Source organism: Rhizobium sp. Leaf453 (assembly GCF_001425605.1).
Taxonomy (GTDB): Bacteria; Pseudomonadota; Alphaproteobacteria; order Rhizobiales; family Rhizobiaceae; genus Pararhizobium.
Genome location: NZ_LMRG01000004.1, coordinates 92764 through 108931, shown reverse-complemented (window position 1 = coordinate 108931; position 16168 = coordinate 92764). Strand labels below are relative to the sequence as shown.

Annotated in this window: 19 protein-coding genes; 18 read left to right on the top strand and 1 reads right to left on the bottom strand. The window is 60.2% G+C overall.

Translation table 11 applies throughout. From position 1 onward, the window contains the following. The first annotated feature begins 10 nt into the window (after positions 1-10). From ASG68_RS07260 to ASG68_RS07195, 14 genes are all read left to right on the top strand, one after another. Positions 11-1777, top strand: a complete 1767-nt coding sequence (locus ASG68_RS07260; protein WP_244484130.1) for a terminase large subunit — start codon at positions 11-13, stop codon at positions 1775-1777. Next, positions 1777-3108, top strand: coding sequence for a phage portal protein (locus ASG68_RS07255; RefSeq protein WP_062578433.1), 1332 nt, complete (start codon positions 1777-1779; stop codon positions 3106-3108). The genes ASG68_RS07260 and ASG68_RS07255 overlap by 1 nt, the downstream gene beginning before the upstream one ends. 44 nt (positions 3109-3152) lie before the next feature. Then, complete coding sequence (locus tag ASG68_RS07250; protein WP_244484129.1) at positions 3153-3797, top strand: HK97 family phage prohead protease; 645 nt, start codon at positions 3153-3155, stop codon at positions 3795-3797. A gap of 13 nt (positions 3798-3810) precedes the next feature. Continuing rightward, on the top strand, positions 3811-5091 hold the full coding sequence (locus tag ASG68_RS07245; protein WP_082553958.1) for a phage major capsid protein: 1281 nt from the start codon (positions 3811-3813) through the stop codon (positions 5089-5091). 66 nt (positions 5092-5157) lie between these two features. Next, the gene (locus ASG68_RS07240) at positions 5158-5391 is read left to right on the top strand and encodes a hypothetical protein (RefSeq protein WP_062578437.1); all 234 of its coding nucleotides are present in this window, start codon (positions 5158-5160) and stop codon (positions 5389-5391) included. After that, entirely contained in the window at positions 5391-5816 is a 426-nt protein-coding gene (locus tag ASG68_RS07235) for a hypothetical protein (protein ID WP_062578439.1), read from the top strand. Before ASG68_RS07240 ends, ASG68_RS07235 begins: the two co-directional genes overlap by 1 nt. Positions 5817-5826: 10 nt before the next feature. Beyond that, positions 5827-6102: a spike base protein, RCAP_Rcc01079 family gene (locus ASG68_RS07230; protein ID WP_062578441.1), complete on the top strand. Its 276-nt coding sequence runs from the start codon at positions 5827-5829 to the stop codon at positions 6100-6102. A 3-nt stretch (positions 6103-6105) separates the two neighbouring features. Further along, the gene (locus tag ASG68_RS07225; RefSeq protein ID WP_062578444.1) at positions 6106-6711 is read left to right on the top strand and encodes a hypothetical protein; all 606 of its coding nucleotides are present in this window, start codon (positions 6106-6108) and stop codon (positions 6709-6711) included. Beyond that, positions 6708-7034, top strand: a complete 327-nt coding sequence (locus ASG68_RS07220; RefSeq protein WP_062578446.1) for a hypothetical protein — start codon at positions 6708-6710, stop codon at positions 7032-7034. The genes ASG68_RS07225 and ASG68_RS07220 overlap by 4 nt, the downstream gene beginning before the upstream one ends. Next, on the top strand, positions 7034-7741 hold the full coding sequence (locus tag ASG68_RS07215; protein WP_062578448.1) for a hypothetical protein: 708 nt from the start codon (positions 7034-7036) through the stop codon (positions 7739-7741). The genes ASG68_RS07220 and ASG68_RS07215 overlap by 1 nt, the downstream gene beginning before the upstream one ends. Further along, complete coding sequence (locus ASG68_RS07210; protein ID WP_062578450.1) at positions 7741-8193, top strand: phage tail terminator-like protein; 453 nt, start codon at positions 7741-7743, stop codon at positions 8191-8193. Before ASG68_RS07215 ends, ASG68_RS07210 begins: the two co-directional genes overlap by 1 nt. A gap of 51 nt (positions 8194-8244) precedes the next feature. Further along, positions 8245-9474, top strand: a complete 1230-nt coding sequence (locus ASG68_RS07205; RefSeq protein ID WP_062578452.1) for a phage tail tube protein — start codon at positions 8245-8247, stop codon at positions 9472-9474. 17 nt (positions 9475-9491) lie between these two features. Then, complete coding sequence (locus ASG68_RS07200; protein ID WP_062578454.1) at positions 9492-9758, top strand: hypothetical protein; 267 nt, start codon at positions 9492-9494, stop codon at positions 9756-9758. 98 nt (positions 9759-9856) lie between these two features. Beyond that, the gene (locus ASG68_RS07195; RefSeq protein WP_062578456.1) at positions 9857-10309 is read left to right on the top strand and encodes a hypothetical protein; all 453 of its coding nucleotides are present in this window, start codon (positions 9857-9859) and stop codon (positions 10307-10309) included. 451 nt (positions 10310-10760) lie between these two features. Here ASG68_RS07195 and ASG68_RS07185 read toward each other — a convergent pair whose 3' ends face one another. After that, positions 10761-10964 (bottom strand): hypothetical protein, encoded by a 204-nt coding sequence (locus tag ASG68_RS07185; protein WP_062578460.1) that lies wholly within the window; start codon positions 10962-10964, stop codon positions 10761-10763. 54 nt (positions 10965-11018) lie between these two features. On the opposite strand from ASG68_RS07185, the gene ASG68_RS07180 reads away from it, so the two are divergent. From ASG68_RS07180 to ASG68_RS07165, 4 genes are read left to right on the top strand one after another with little or no spacing between them, the layout of a single operon-like run. Continuing rightward, positions 11019-14810: a hypothetical protein gene (locus ASG68_RS07180; RefSeq protein ID WP_062578462.1), complete on the top strand. Its 3792-nt coding sequence runs from the start codon at positions 11019-11021 to the stop codon at positions 14808-14810. Further along, positions 14807-15238 carry a hypothetical protein gene (locus ASG68_RS07175; RefSeq protein ID WP_062578463.1) on the top strand — a complete coding sequence of 144 codons (432 nt, stop codon included), beginning with the start codon at positions 14807-14809 and terminating at the stop codon, positions 15236-15238. The genes ASG68_RS07180 and ASG68_RS07175 overlap by 4 nt, the downstream gene beginning before the upstream one ends. Then, a complete protein-coding gene (locus ASG68_RS07170) occupies positions 15235-15762 on the top strand; it encodes a hypothetical protein (RefSeq protein ID WP_062578464.1) in 528 nt (175 codons plus the stop codon). The genes ASG68_RS07175 and ASG68_RS07170 overlap by 4 nt, the downstream gene beginning before the upstream one ends. Beyond that, a complete protein-coding gene (locus ASG68_RS07165; RefSeq protein WP_062578466.1) occupies positions 15759-16166 on the top strand; it encodes a C40 family peptidase in 408 nt (135 codons plus the stop codon). The genes ASG68_RS07170 and ASG68_RS07165 overlap by 4 nt, the downstream gene beginning before the upstream one ends. Positions 16167-16168 lie beyond the last annotated feature (2 nt).

Below are 16168 nucleotides of genomic sequence, written 5' to 3'. Positions count from 1 at the left end.
GGCCGACGTCTTGGCCGGAAAAATTGTTGCGGGCGAGCATCACGCTGCAGCGGCCGAAAGGCACCTGAAAGACATCAAGGACGGCGGCAAGCGCGATCTGCACTGGCGACCGGAGATTGCCGGGCGCGCTATCGGCTTCTCGCCGGCGGTGCTTTCCATCACGGCGGGGTCGCATGAAGGCCGTCCGTTCAATCTTTTGCCCTGGCATATGTTCTGCACGGGCAATCTGTTCGGCTGGCGAAAAGATAGTGGCCGGATGCGTTTCCGGTCCGGCTGGGTCGAGACAGGGAAGGGGCAGGCAAAGAGCCCGTGGATGGCCGCGATGGGCCTGTACATGGGCGGCTTCTACGGCGTGAAGCGCGCCGAGGTCTATTCGATCGGCCAGGACAAGAACACGGCCAACGTGCTGTTTCGGGATGCCGTCGCAATGTGCCAGGCCAATATTCCCGGCGCCGACGAGTTCGAGACCGATACGTTGGAATCGCGGGGTGAGGTCATCATCCGCGGCACCGGTGACAACGCTTGGAAGATCGAGTTTCCGGAGACGGGCAGTAAATTTCAGGCGCTGGCGAACGGTGAGGCGATCAACGGACCGCGCCCGATCATGGTGGCGGCCGACGAGATCCACGAGTTTAAGACGAACACCTCGATCGAGACATGGAAGCGAGCTTTGGCGAAAATGCCGGGTGACGCGCTGATGCTTCTCGGGACCAACACGCCGGCGTCAGCGCAGATTGTCGGCACGGAATATTCAGAGTTTTACCAGAAGGTCGCCAAAGGCGAGATTATCGACGACGAGGCGTTCGCTTTCATCGCCCGCGTCGATAAGGCCGACCGCGCCAACGTATTCGACAACGAGAGCTGCTGGCCAAAGGCGATGCCAGCGCTTGGTGTGACTTTCCCCGTCGAGAATATTCGCGGCGAGGTGGCGACCGCCAAGGTGCTGCTCTCGACGTCGTTCTCGGTCAAGCGCCTGTATATGGGCATCCCGATCGGCTCCACCGAGTTCTGGATCGCGGAAGAGGCATGGTCCGACGTCCAGGGGAAGGTCGATGCGGAAGATTGGAAGGGCTGCAAATGCTGGCTCTCTCTCGACCTCTCGCAGAAAAATGACCTGACCGCTCTTACGGCGACGTGGGAGGCGGCCACTGGCCATCTCTACTGCAAGACCTGGTATTGGACGACGCAGGACCGCATCAAGGAACGCGGGCTCGCCGACAACGCGCCATATGAGCAATGGGCGGCCGATCCGAATGTAACCCTGACGGCAATGCCCGGCGCAGTTATCGACAAAACGTTCGTCGCGGCTGAAGTGCAGCGCATCTGTGCCGAGCACGAGGTCGAGTTCATGGCCTTTGACGTGGCCGGCATGGCCGATTTCATCGCAGCTTGCGAGCAGATTGGATTCCCGGTGTGGAAATATGCCGGGCCGGACAAGCCAACGGGCGTTGGATTGAAGCTCGTCAGCCATGCGCAGGGCACCCGTGTGGTGTTCGAAGACAAGCAATTGACGATGCCGCGATCGATCGAGCGGCTTGAAGATCGCATACTGGCAAAGACGATCACCATCGACGCATCGCCCGTCACCTATTCGTGCGCGGCGAATGCAGCAATCGACACGGACGGACAAAAAAACCGAGCGTTCGACAAAAAGCGATCACGAGGAAGGATTGACGGCATGGTGACGATTGCGATGGGCGTCGGTGCCGCGACGAACGAATTTGGGGATAAGCCCGTCGATTTCGACGCACTCATCAAGAATGCTGCGGTGTTCTGATGGCGGTATTTGGTTTGAATGGCTGGTTCGGGAGTCTGTTTTTCAGGTCAACCGGCTACAAGGCAAAGCTATCGACTGTCGAACCGGAGCGGGTCGGCCCGAACATGACGGCTGACACGGCGATGCAGCTCGACACTGTATGGTCGTGCGTGCGCCTACTGTCGGAAACTATCGGCACTTTGCCGCTCGGGCTCTACCGGAAAGACGAAAACGGCGGCCGTGTCTCCGACACAAGACATTCGCTTTACGCTTTGTTGCACGACAGCCCGAATGCTGACCAGACGGCTGCAGAATTCTGGGAAGCGGCGGTCGCGTGCCTGTGCCTGTGGGGCAATTTCTATTCTGAAAAGGTAACGAACAGCAGCAAGGAACTGATCGCGCTGAATTTTCTGCGCCCAGACCTGATGACGGTATCCAGAGACAGGAATGGTGCTCGCGTTTATCGGTACGAGGACAAGGATGGGCGCAAAACCTATTCCGAGAACAAGATATTCCACATTCGCGGCTTCGGCGTTGGTGGTGACACGGGTCTTTCGCCGATCGCGTATGCTCGCCGGACGCTCAGCCTGTCATCTGACACCGACCTGGCAGCGTCCAGCGCCATGCGCAATGGTACGCGCCCGGGCGGTTTCCTCGTCGTTCCCAAAGGTGCCACTCCCGAGCAGAAAAAGGAACTTCGGGAGACGTTTATCGACCCCATAACGGGGCCGGGCGCGACAGCCCGAGCGGGTATTCTGGAACACGGCCTCGATTGGAAAGAAATCAAGGGTATGCCGCCCGAAGACCTCCAGCTTTTGCAGGCTCGTGGCTTCAATGTCGAGGTTATCTGCCGTTGGTTCCGCGTACCGCCATTCATGGTGGGCCATACGGAGAAGACAACAAGCTGGGGCACCGGACTTGAGCAGCAGATGATCGGATTTCTGACGTTTTCGCTCCGCCCATACCTCACTCGCATCGAGCAGGCGGTGAAAAAGCAACTGATCGCGCCGGCCGAGCGCGGAACGATATATGCCGAGTTCGTTCTCGAGGGGCTCCTGCGCGCGGACAGCGCCGGCCGCGCCGCAATCCAGAATTCGCAGTCGCAAAACGGCATTCTGACGCGCAATGAAATCCGCGCCATGGAAAACCGGCCGCCGATGGAAGGCGGAAACGTCCTCACGGTTCAATCAAACCTCGTTCCGCTTGATCAGCTGGGGGCGATTGCCGCCGGCAATGAGGCTGGAGCGCGAAATTCACTGATGGCCTGGCTCGGCATCGATCAATTGGTTGATCAGGCAGTCAAAGCCCGCATCGGTCACAACGGTGGCCCGCCACTGGAGACAGAGCAATGAAACACAAGCACGGTTCCATGAAGGTCCGCGATTTCCACCTGAAGGTGAAGGCCGTCGAGGAAGACGGCAAGTTTTCCGGTTACGGCTCGGTCTTCGGCGTCGTGGACAGTTACAAGGAAGTCGTCGCGCCTAGCGCCTTCGCCGAAAGCCTTGCTGAATTGAAGGAAAAGGGCCGTCCGGTGCCTGTTCTTTGGCAGCACAGGTCAGGATCGCCGATCGGGATCTGGGAAAGCCTGATCGAGGACGACCGGGGCCTTTTCGGTGAAGGAAAACTGTTGATCGGCGACGTCTCCCAGGCCAAGGAAGCGCACGCACTCATGAAGGCAGGCGCTGTTTCTGGCCTTTCCATCGGATATTGGGTCCGTGAATCGTCTTACGACGAGAAAACCGGCATCCGTACGCTGAGCCGGCTCGACCTCGTGGAAATCAGCCTCGTGACATTCCCCGCGAACGAAGACGCGCGGGTCGATGCGGTCAAGATGAAGCTCGCCCACGGCGGACTTCCCACCCTTTCTGAATTTGAGGACGTCCTGCGTGAGGCAGGGTTCTCGAAGACCCAAGCTGCGGTGATCGCCAATCGCGGCTTGAAGCACCTGCTCGATCGGAGTGAGTCCGAGGGCAAAGGCGACATCGAAGCTGCCAAAGGTCTCATGGAGCACCTTGGCAAGTTCAAACTCCCTTCGTTCTAAAGGAACAACTCCAATGAAAACCCTCATTTCAAGCTGCGCTCTCGCGGCGATGTTGACGCATGACAATTCGTTCGAGCGCGGCCGTAAGGATGCCGGCGGCAGCGAGGAAGTCGATATCAAGGCACTGGCGGCGGGCCTCAAGCTGGCGACCGACGAGGTCAAGCGCTTCGCCGAAGAGGCCGACAAGAAGGTCAAGGCCGGCGAACAGCTTTCGCAGGAATCGAAGCAAAAGGCCGACGAAGCGCTTGTAAAGCTCAACGAGATCGGCGCCCGCATGACAGAAGCCGAGCAGAAGCTGGCCCGTCGTGGCGGCGACGATGACGGCGGCAACCGTCGCAAGTCGATCGGCGAGCAGGTCACCGACAACGAAGAGGTGAAGGCACTCCTGGCGTCCAAGCGCGGCCGTGCCCGTGTCTCCGTCAAGGCGATCATCTCGTCGCTCACCACGGATGCCAACGGCTCTGCCGGCGACCTCATCGTGCCGCAGCGCCAGCCGGGTATCGTCGCGTCGCCTAACCGTCGCATGACCATCCGCGATCTGCTGATGCCCGGCCGCACGTCGTCCAACGCGATCCAGTACGTCAAGGAAACCGGCTTCACCAACAACGCCGCAACGGTTTCCGAGACCTCTGGTGCTTCCAAGCCTCAGTCCGAAATCAAGTTCGATCTCGTGACCGCACCGGTGACCACGATCGCTCACTTCGTCAAGGCAACCGTACAGATTCTCGACGACGTCCCGCAGCTCCAGAGCTACGTTGATGGACGCCTGCGCTACGGTCTCGACTTCGTCGAAGAAGCTCAGCTTCTGATGGGCGGCGGCACCGGTACCGACTTGAACGGCATCTATACCCAGGCCACGGCCTTCTCGGCGCCGTTCACCCCGGCCGACCAGACCATGATCGACACAATCCGTCTGGCTCTCTTGCAGGCGGCGCTCGCTGAATACCCGGCGTCTGGCATCGTGCTCAGCATGCATGATTGGGCTCGTATCGAAATGACCAAGGACGGCGAAGGTCGCTATATCCTTGGTGGCCCCGGCAGCGGTGCGCAGCCGCTTCTCTGGCGTCTGCCGGTCGTCGAAACGCAGGCAATGACCGTGGACAAGTTCCTCGTCGGCGCCTTCAACATGGCGGCTCAGATCTTCGACCGCGAAGATGCCCACGTCGATATCTCGACCGAGGATGCTGACAACTTCACCAAGAACCTCGTGACCATCCGTGCAGAAGAGCGCCTGGCGCTCGCTGTCTATCGCCCCGAGGCCTTCATCAAGGGCGATCTCGGCAACGTTCCGTGATCGTTCGGTTGATCACAAGCGGCGGCCTCACTCGCCGCCGCTTTCATGAGCCGAAGGAGAAACATCATGAAACTGAAAGCACTCGATAGCTTCTATTCGTCCGAGACCAAGCAGGTTCATGCCGGCCAGGTCTTTGAAGTAGAGAGCGAGGAACGCGGCAAGGAGTTCGTCAAGCGCGGGCTCGCGGCCGTGGAAGGCGAGCCGAAAGCCGTCAAGAAGGCCGCCGCCGAGCCAGAGAACAAAGCCGCCGCCGAGCCTGACAACAAAGCTGCTTCCAAGCCGACCAAAGGAGAGAAGTGATGAGCATTCGTCGTCCCAACCCCAACACGCTCATCACAGGGCCGAATGACATCGTCGATCTCGGCGGTGGCGTGGCCGGCGCATCAATCACAGTCGGCGCCGAAAACACCAATGTCCGCGCCATCGCGATCCAGCTCAAGGACGGGCAGGGGAATGACCTTGCTGTTCGCGCCTCGGTCGAGATCGCCGTCTTCGCTGATGCAAACGGTGATGCTTTCGTTGCAACCGGCGGCTCCACTGGCATCGCTGTCGGCACGGATGGCGCTCTGCTGACGATCGTCGCCAAGAAGCTTTTCCGCGCTGTTTCCGAAGCGGACGGTGACATCGACCTGACATGGACCGACACCGGCACGGAAGCCGCCTATCTCGGTGTGATCCTGCCCAGCGGCAAGGTCATCATCAGCGCAGCGCTGACGAACACGTAAGGAGGCCGGCATGGCGCTCAAGGAACGTTCGTCGGTCAAAAGCCGATCGTCATTTGGCACTCTCGGCCGCGTCATCACGCCGAACAATTCGACTGATGTTGCTGACGCGCCCGTGAAGTGTGTTGTCTGTCTGACCTCAGGCAACATCGCCGTGATCCCGACCAACAACGCAGACGGATCACCGATCGCTTTCGTCGGCGTCAGCGCGGGGTTTATCCCACCATTCGAAGTTCGGCGCGTCATGGCGACTGGTACGACCGCGACGGTCGCAACGGTCGAAGACTGATCGATGGCAGTCCGCCGCATCTCAGGCCCGGCGCCTATCGTAGCCCCGGACAAAATTGCCGGTAGCCCTGGACCCACCGATCCTGTCGTTGCTGCACAAATTCTTGCGGTCCAGCGCAGCATCGATGGACCCACGGGATGGCTCGGGCGCGCGCTGGGCAAGCAGACGCTGGAACTGTCTCTTGAGACCTGGGAGCGGTGCGGGGATTACATCCGGCTGCCATATCCGCCTCTGATTTCTATCACCAGCGTAAAGTACATCGACAGCTCCGACGTAGAGCAGACTGTGCCGGACACGGATTATCTGAAGACGGACTTCGGCATCTGGTTTCGGCCATCGTTCTCCGCGCCATATCTCTCCGGTCAGCCGGAGCCGATCAGGATCCGATATGAGGCGGGATACGAAGCCGATGACGTGCCGGAGGAGGCAAAACAGGCTGTAATCCTTATGGTTCAGCAGCTGCGGGCAGTCGGGTCCGAAAATCTGTTTCTCCGTTCGGAAGAAGTCGAGGGCGTTGGCACCACTCAATATACCGTCAGTGACCAAGCGGAGAATGTTATACGCCGGGCCTGTGAAAGCCTACTTCAAGGTCTGAGGGTCTACGCATGACCCCAGCACAGGCAATCGGAGCGCTCGACCGGCAGCTCGCAAAACACGGGCAGGCGGTCACACTCCGCAAGGGCAACACGACAACGGGGCAGGCGACGGTCAAGGCCTTTGTGCGGGGCGTGAAGGCTGAGGATATCGTCGGCACCATCACGCAGACCGCCAAGAAAGTGACGCTGTCTCCGACTGGTCTGGACGCATTCGGCCTTCCCGGTGCCAACACGATCGTTAAGCATGCGGACGGGCAAGGCGGTATAATCGGCATGCCGGAAATCATTCGTCTCAACGACATCGTCGTGCGCATCAACATGGTGATCAAAGGCTGATGGCGCGCTACGGCTCGATGTCGGAACTGGTCCGCGTCCTGAAGCAGGAAACTGTGGAAGAGACGCAAAAGTTCATCGTGCGGATTGCGAAGCGGGCGCACAGCGAGGTCATGAGCGACCCGCCGCCGCCATCGTCTTTCGTCCGGATCGTCGATGGCCAAATCGGGGCGCCGGAAGAGGCGGTCAAGCACGATGGGCGGATTGTCTATCAGTACAGCCGCATTCAGGAGGTCGTGGATTTCGCTATCGCCACGCTGATCGACAAGTCGCCGGAACTTTCTGGAGCGTACAAGAACGCGCACCGGCTTTACCTGAACGGGCATCCCGTGGCGGATCTTTCGGGCTATCAGTCAGGCGATGACGTGATGATCACCAACACGCTCCCCTATGCGCGGAAGATCGAAGTTGGCGCAATGAAGATGCGGGTCTCTGGCACGTCCAAGGTCTATCAGCAGGCGCGCCGGATCGTCATGGGCCGGTTCGGCAACATGGTCAAGGTCGAGTTCACATTCCGGGCTGTCATCGGCGGACAGGCAGTGAACCAGGCAGAGGCGGCGTCGACCGGGAAATCATGGTGGCTCGGCCACGACGGCGTTGCACGTGCCGCCTCCGGTGTTATCGAAAGCGCGATCGGAAAGCGCCATGGCAAGACGGCACATAATCGATCGGATGTCCGGTATCCGTGCCTGGTTATCAGGGAACTGTGATGGCTGATTATGCGGGTGCCGAACTGGCAATCAAGGCACGGCTCGTAGCCAACTGGACGGCACACCGGATCACCTATCAGAACGAGACGCCGGCCGATCCGTGGCCGCCGGCGGATGGAGACGGCATCCTGTTGCCGTGGGTCAACCTTGAGATCGAATGCTTCAACAGCGAGATCGTCGGGCAAGGCCGGCCGGGCAATCATGTCTATCGGTATGACGGGCTCATCCAGGTGCATGTCTTTACCCCGATCGGAACCGGTCCCGAAGTCGGAAAGCAGATCGCCGTGGATATCGGCGAAATCTTCCGGCGCAAGAAATTCTATGACGACACGCCCGGCTGCTGTGTCCGCACCGAAGATCCGTACCCGGAAGGCGGCAACAGCGGGTCTGACGATGGGGCTTGGTTCGGCACGACCATGACCTGCGCTTTCGTCTACTGGCACCGCGGCTAATCACCACCATCATCAACCCGCCTTGATGCGGACATCCTGAAGGAGCGACGCATGGCGTACGCAGAAAATTGGAATGGCTACGTCGCCTTCAAGGCGCAATCGGCCAAGGGTTCACAGGCCAGCGGCTCGGGCGCCCAGATCCTGCCGACCTCGGGCGGCGCTGGTGGCCAGCTATCGAAGGCAGCGGTGCAGTCTGCGCTGGTTCGCGGCGATGGGCAGCAGCTTCGCGGCCGTCACGGTTCGCGCCGGACGAGCGGCACATATTCGAGCGAAATCGGCATGGGCCGCGCGGATGCCGTCTGGGAAGCTCTGATGCGCGGCACCTGGTCGGCGGCAAACCTGACCATCACGCAATCGGCGATGACCAGCGTCACCACGGGCGCGAACACGATCGTTGCCGCCGCCGGCAGCTGGATCACCGAAGGCCTGCGCGTCGGCCAAGTCATTCGTGCCACAGGTCTTCCGGATGCGGCCAACAACGGCAAGAATCTGCGAATTACCGGCCTGACGGCGACCACCATCACTGTCTCCGAAACGCTGGTGGTGAACGCATCGGCGGATACCGCCTTCAGCATCGTGCGCGTCGGCCGGGTGCTGACCAACGGCAACGTTGGGTCGATGTCGAAGACCTATTTCACGATCGAGGAGCATCTCTACGATCTCGACGCTTCCGAGGTCTACCCGGACTGCCGTTGGGGCCGGGGCATGATCCGGCTGAATGCCGATGGCATGCTCGATGCGGAATACAGTTGGACCGGAACGGGCGAAATGGATGTGGTCAACGGCGTTTCCGCACCGCATTTCACCAGCCCGACCGACCCGACCGAGCTTTCGCTTGCGGCATCCGAGGCTGTTATCCGGCTAGGATCGAGCGACGTGCTCGACCTGACGGCGTTCGACTTCACGCTGGACCTGCAGCCGACCGCACCGACAGTGGTCAACCCGACCGGCATTTCGCCGGATGTGTTCATGGGGACGCAGCAGGTCTCGATGAACCTGACGCTCCTGTTGAAGGACTTGCAGGCGCTGGCTGATTTCGACGCAGAGACGCAGCTTTCCTTGCATCTTCTGGCGTCCGAGAACGAAACGTCGCCGACCGACTTCTTCTCGCTCGTAGTCCCGAACTTCACACTCGGCTCTGTCGCCAAATCTGCCCTGCAGAAGTCCGGCGGTGCCCGCACTGTGACGCTCGGCATTCCCGCTGATCTCGTCGGCAAGGATAACCGCGGCGGCGCCTTCGACCCGACGACTGTTACCATCCAGGTCAGCAACGCGGCCTAACCCTGAAAGGAACTGGCATGAGCAATCCCGAAAAGGCAGTGCGAGACGCTGCCCAGAATTTTCATGAGGCACTGGTCGAGGCCAAGACCGCCGGCCTGGCGGTGACGTGGCCGCTGACCATGGATGCGCTGCTTTCGCTCTCGGTCAGCGAGACCGGCAAAGTATCGACAACCGTACAGGTCAACGCCTCCGATGAGGTACCGGTCGAAGTCGCTGACAAGGCGGCACTGGCTGCCCAGAAGGCCGCAGACAAGGTTGTCGAAAAGGCAGCAGTCAAAAACTGACGAGATCGGCCCCGACAGCCGAAAGACGTTGCATGCAGCAAGGAGGCGGCGGGTAGTCGGACCTGTCGCCTCCGCCCCTTCCGACAAAGGATCAGAACATGACGACTGAAGCGAAATCCGCCGGCCCGATCGATATCACCGGCTTCTTGCCTACACAGAACTATGTGCTCGAAATGGTTTCCGGCGACCGGAAGATCGGTTGGAGCCTCACCCTTTGCCCGTCGTCTCACCCCAAGGCAAAGGCGTATGCCGAGCAATCAGCCAACCGCAATCTTGAGCGGTCCCGCCTCATTGAAGCGGCGACGATCAATGGTCGCCCGTTTATCCCCGAAGAAAAGAGCGCTGACACTGCGCGCCGAGACAATGTTCAATGGGCGGTTGCACGCGTCCTGGAATGGACACCCATCTCCATCGACGGCAAGGTCTATGAATTCACCGACGAGAATGCCACCGAGCTTTTCATCAGGCCAGAAATGAGCGGCTATTACGCCCAGCTCACCACGGCGCTGAATGACGAGACCCGTTTTACGCAGCGCTTCGGAAAGACCTGATCTCTTTTGCGGAGCGCGCATTTTCGCTCTCGGTGGTAGGGGAAGACGGTGTTAGCCATCGAGAGCGGATCAAAGGGCTTTTGAAGCGGGCGAGAAAGTCGGAAAAGATTGCGGAGTACGAGGCCGAACTCGCGTTACCTGAGTTCCCGAAAGACTTGGGGTTCCTCTGGAGTGCGTATAATCGCATCAGACGTCGGAAATCGCCGCTACAGAATGGTGCCAGCGCACCGATTGAGTGGCCTGATATCGATGCATTCTGCCGGAACACTGGAATGAAGCTCGACCCTTGGCAGATAGAGGTTCTTGAAGACCTCGACAATGCTTTCTTGGCGGCAAAGTAGCCTCAACAGGGGCTATTCATACCGGTAATGAACATCTCGCTTTTCAGTCCGAAGCGAAATGGCTGCGTCCCCGTGTAGCCGCCCATCTCGTTCTTGGCATTCACGAAGCCTCAGACATAATCCTGGTTATCCGGATCTTTATGCAACTTCGTGAGCCTCGCAGACTCTGGGTCCTTCAGAAAGTCGGGGAGCACTTTGTAGAGGCTCTGCAGCTCGACAGCCGAAATAGCGCCGGCTGACCCATCGGTCACGGTCTGCCCGTACGACGATGCGGCAGTCAGCAGTGAAAATACAATCGAAAGAACGACGCGCATTTGGACCTCCAGCAACGAAGGGACGATAGCGCACGATCCCGCAAAAGGTAAGAGATGGCCGAGAGAGTGCAAAAAATCACCGAATTGGTGATCGATGCTTCTGGCGTTGAGGCCGGGATGCGTCGTGCCGAGATAGCATATGAGCATCTCGGCGATCGTGCGGCAGCCGCAACTGCGAAGGCTACTGCGTCGTTCGAACGTCAGCAGCAGATATTTTCGTCCAAGCTCCCCCAATCCATTGACCGCGTTGCTGATGCCTTCGACAATCTTCGTGCCAAAGGTGATCCAGTTGTAACAGCGCAAATCCGCCTCGAGCGGGAGATGACGCGCTCGCTCGATGTCATCAATCGCGCCGTGTTGACGGGCGTGGCTACCGAAGAACAGGCGACCGCTGAATTGTCGCGGATTCGGACGCGGCAGATCGCCGAACTGGACGGCGTGCGGCTTGCTCACGATGCGGTCGCCGCTGCTGCGAAACGTCAGGCTGCGGAATATGCCCAGCTCGCCGCAGCAGCGCGGCAGTCGCAGGTGGCGGATCGTACTCAAACGGCATTCAACAGCCAGTTGGGTATCGTCGCTCCACAGACTGGCGATGCCCGCGCATCGGCTTCCGTATTCGAGGAACAGTTCCGTGAAATGGAAGCCGCAGCCCGCCGCGCTGAGGAAATTTCCATGCTGCGCTCGCAGCAGAGCGGCGCCAACTTTGCCCAAGACCTGAACGGCCGGTTTGGTATCGGTCAACAGGCGATCTCGGCCCGTGCATCGGCTTCCGCGTTCGAGGAGGCTGCACGCGAAGCCGATGACCTCGCTGCCAAGGTTGCTTCGTTGCGGGCGGAGATCAATCCGACGCAAGCCGCCCAGGACCGACTGAACGCCGAGCTTGAGCAGTACAGCCTGCTGGCTGAAAGGGCCGGTCTGAGCGCGAAGGAGCTGGCGCAGGCGCAGGCTCTGGCGCGAGCGCGGTTTGACGCTTCGGTTCCGGGTCAAGGCGGGGCGAACGATAATAGCGGCCAGTCCCGCCGTCAGAACCTTATTTATCAAGGATTCGATATCGGCCAGGGCTTTGCCGGCGGGATGCCTGTGGGCATGATCGCTGCGCAGCAACTGCCGCAGATTGCTCAAAACTACGTCGGACAAGGCGGGTTAAGGGCGGCGGCAAGTGACATTGCTACTCTCGCGACCGGTGCTCTAGCTGCGATAGGTCCTGTCGGCATCGCGTTCGGTGTCGCTGGTAGCGCTGCGCTGGCTTATTATGCCCTTAATAAGAGAGAAACCAAGACGACTGAGGATCTGCTAAAGGAACACCAGGAAAGCATTCGCAGCGTGGGCGCTCTTTGGGGTGACGCGGCCGAGCAGCGAAGCCGGTACGGTCGTTCAAGCACTGACACTGTCACGTTGGGGCTGGATAACAGCATCACCGCGTTGACGAAACGGCTCCGCGAGAACGTCGAGAGTGGGGATGTCGGGGCTGGTATTTCGTCAGCCATCAATCTCAACAGAGATGCAACTGGACTGAACGGGCGGCAGTTCCGAGAATCTAGTTTCTTCAAAGTTCTGCAACTGGATTTCGACGCGCTCCATAAGGCAACCGTCGCTGGGAAGCCGGATATTCTCGGTTTGATCGGACGCTTGCAGGATATCCGCCGCACGTCCAATAATTCGGGCATTCGCGAGATGGCGGATGATGCTATCGCCGCGCTCAAGCCATTCCGCGACCTTGCGGAAGCCCTTCGCGACGTTGAGATGGATCGTCGCCGCCTGTTCGATGACCGGGGGCCGAACGGAAGACTTCTGTCTCGCGGAACGACAAACTCGGCAGATGCGGGGAATCTCTCCCTGTTTGAAGCCCGTGAACGTATTGCTCAAGAACGCAGCCAAGCCGCACTTGACGCGCAGATCGCATCTCTCAATGCACGTTCACCGCAACAGAAGGCAGATGCTGCCCGCCAAGCCGCCGCTGCGCAATACAACGACAATGAAACAGCTGCTGCCCGCCGCCTTCGTATTCAGCAAGAGGGGACTCTTGCACTGGCGCAAGCTGAAAAGACACTTGCCGATGCCCGCGAGGCGCGGTCGGTCCGCCTTTCGAGGATCGTCACTGACCAGCAGCTTGAAATCCAGCTTGTAGGCAAGACCGCCGGCGAGGCCGCAACTCTTCGGCGCGAATATGAACTGCTCAACCAGTTGAAGGACGAAGCGCGCCAGAACGGCGGGATTGTCGATCCGGATGAAGTGGCGCGAATTCGCGGCGCGGCCTCTCAAGTTGGCAGGCTCACCGAGGAGCTTTCCCGCGCTCGCCTCCAGCAAGACGCACGGTTTGAGCGTGAACAGCTTTTCCGGACGAACCAGGAGGCTGGAATCGCATCACAGTTGCGCGGCTCCGGCTTGCCGGTCGATCTGGCCAGCCAGGATGCCGCCATGCTTCGTTCGTTGGAGATTCTTCGGGAGAACAAAGCAGCCTGGGAAGACATCCGCGATGTCGGCCGGTCGGCGATAGACGACATCGTAGACGGTATGTCAAACGGCTTTGAAAACGGTTGGGATATCGTCAAGAACATCTTCACGGACATCAACAAGGAGATGCTCAACCTTGCCGTGGCGAACCCGCTCAAGAACGCCCTGTATGGCGACAACCTTCCGACCATGCAAAGTGTTGGCGGTCTTGGCGGCATATTCTCGGCGCTTACTGGCGGCAAGTTCCCCGGCGCCGACGCGGCGGGCAAGGCGGTCGGCGCAATGTCCGTCACGGCTGGCTCTGTTGTGGTCAATGGCGGCGGCATCGCTGATCCGGCGAACGTCTCCCGGATGTTCGCGCCTGCCAACAGCAATGATCCGTTTCAGGCGATCATGCGACCGGCTGGTGGCAACATCTCCGCCTACGCCCGCGCAATTCAGTCAATCGAGAGTGGCGGACGATACGATGCGCTTGGACCGATCACCCGCAACGGGGACCGCGCCTATGGTGCATATCAGGTCATGGGCAACAACGTCGGCCCGTGGTCGGAAGCAGCTCTTGGTCGGCGGCTCACTGCAAACCAATTCCTGTCGGATCGGGGCGCGCAAGACGCGATCTTCAATCATCGTTTCGGTGGCTACGTCGATAAATACGGTCCATCAGGTGCGGCGCAGGCTTGGTTTGGTGGCCCCGGTTCGGTTGGCAAGGGTGGAGGCTCCGCCGACATCCTTGGCACGACCGGAACCGCATATGTCAACAAGTTCAATAGCGCGCTGGATCGGGTCACGACTTCTGCGCTCTCCGCGAACCAAGGCCTGGGCACCTTCGGCGGCGGCCTCAACCAGATCGGTAGTGCTCTGTCTCAGTTCCCTGCCGCTCCACAGGGCGGCGGGGGCGGCGGTGGCGGTCTGTTCGGATGGTTGGGAAGCCTGTTGAGTGGACCTTTCGTCCCGAACGGTGCGCAGGCAACCTTTGCTGCCGGTGGCGGTATCGGGCTCTGGTCCGATGGCGGGTTTACAGGCTACGGCGGGAAAAACGATCCTGCCGGCATCGTCCATCGCGGGGAAGTGGTGTGGAGCCAAGCCGACATCGCGAGAGTAGGCGGCGTTGCAGCGGCTGACGCTATCCGGCGCGGTGGCATTGCCCCGATTTCTCGTCCCGTCGCGACAGGTGGCGGCAGCATCCGCCAAACCGTCAACCGCCAGATCAACATCATCAATGCACCGCCCGGCTACTATCCCGAGGTGCAGGAAGAGGAAGACGATGAGGGCAACGAAAAGGTCAATGTGACCTTCTCGAAGATGGCCGCGAATGAAGCGCGTCGTCCCGGCTCACCACTGAACAAGCAGTTGAAGAGCATGGGCGCCCGGCAGCCGAGGGTGCGCCGATGACGATACCCGCCTATCCTTCCGAGCTGCCGCCGCCGCTCCGCGCGGACTTCGCCGATCAATCCGGCGAGGGGCGCTCTTTCTTTCGTCCCGACGCCGGGCCGGCGGTGCCAAGCCTTCGGTTCGCGGCCGTGTCTGATGTCGTGCCTTTTTCGACCCAACTGGAGCGCTGGCAACTCGGTGTCTTCGACAAGTTCTATGAAGAGACGACGAAGAAGGGCGCCTTGCCGTTCACGATCCCGGCGCCGCTGATCGACGGTTTCGCGATGCTTGATGAGAACCTGGACGTGCTTCTCGACGAGAACGATCAGCCGCTACTCTATACCGAGACCATGCTGGTGATGTTTGCTGATCAGGGTCTGCCGGCGCGCAGCCAGATCGACGTCGAGGCGTATCGTGTCACGTTTCGCCTTGCACGGTTGCCGTCGTGAAATATCCGCTGTCGCCTGCCGCAAGCAAGGCTCAGGACGCCGTCGGCTCCGATGATTACGAGGTAGTGCTGATCCGCATCCGGCATCCCGACCTCGTCGAGGACATCCTGATTTCGTCGGACCCGAACTCGGTGGTTTCCTATGAGCCCTATATGCGCGGAACGGTGTCGCCCTGGCTAGCCGAAGAAGGGGAGGAAAACACGTTCCTGTTCATCGGAATCGGTTTTGACCTGCCCGACGATGTTACCGACGCGGCCATGCAGGGCGCTCTCATCATCGACGTTCTCGACAGTGAGATCGCGAACATCTTGACGTCAACGATCGAACCGGCGGTGGTGGACATGTGCACGGTCATGCGGTCCAGCCCGGATTTCATCGAGCGGCAGTTTCTCGGACACCTCATGTCGGGGGCTGAAGGCGATGGCGGCGCGATATCTCTTTCGTTCAACCGCCGCCACGTACTCGAAGAGCCTTGCCCGGCCGACCGGACAACGAAGGAACGTTTCCCGGGGCTGCATCCGTGACGCTGGATTGGTCAGCCCGCTATGTGGGAACGCCCTATCTCGACCATGGGCGCGGGGCGGACGGTTGCGACTGCTGGGGGCTTGTTCGTCTGGTGCTGGCAACGGAAAGAGGCATTGTCCTTCCCTCCTATGACGAGGTGTCACCGGAGGAGTTGGCCGAGATCGCGGCGCTGGTTCGCGACGAGGTCGCCGCGGGCACGTGGAGCTTGAGGGACAGGGCAACAGCGCTTGATGTCGCGGTGTTCCGGCGCGGTCGTTACGACAGCCATGTCGGCGTCATGGTCGATCAACGGCGGATGCTTCACAGCGACAAGTATGCCGGTGGCGCCCGGGTTGAGCGCATAGATTCGGGGCGTTGGGCCTCGCAGTTCGTTGGTTTTTACCGGCATCGAGATCTGATCTGACA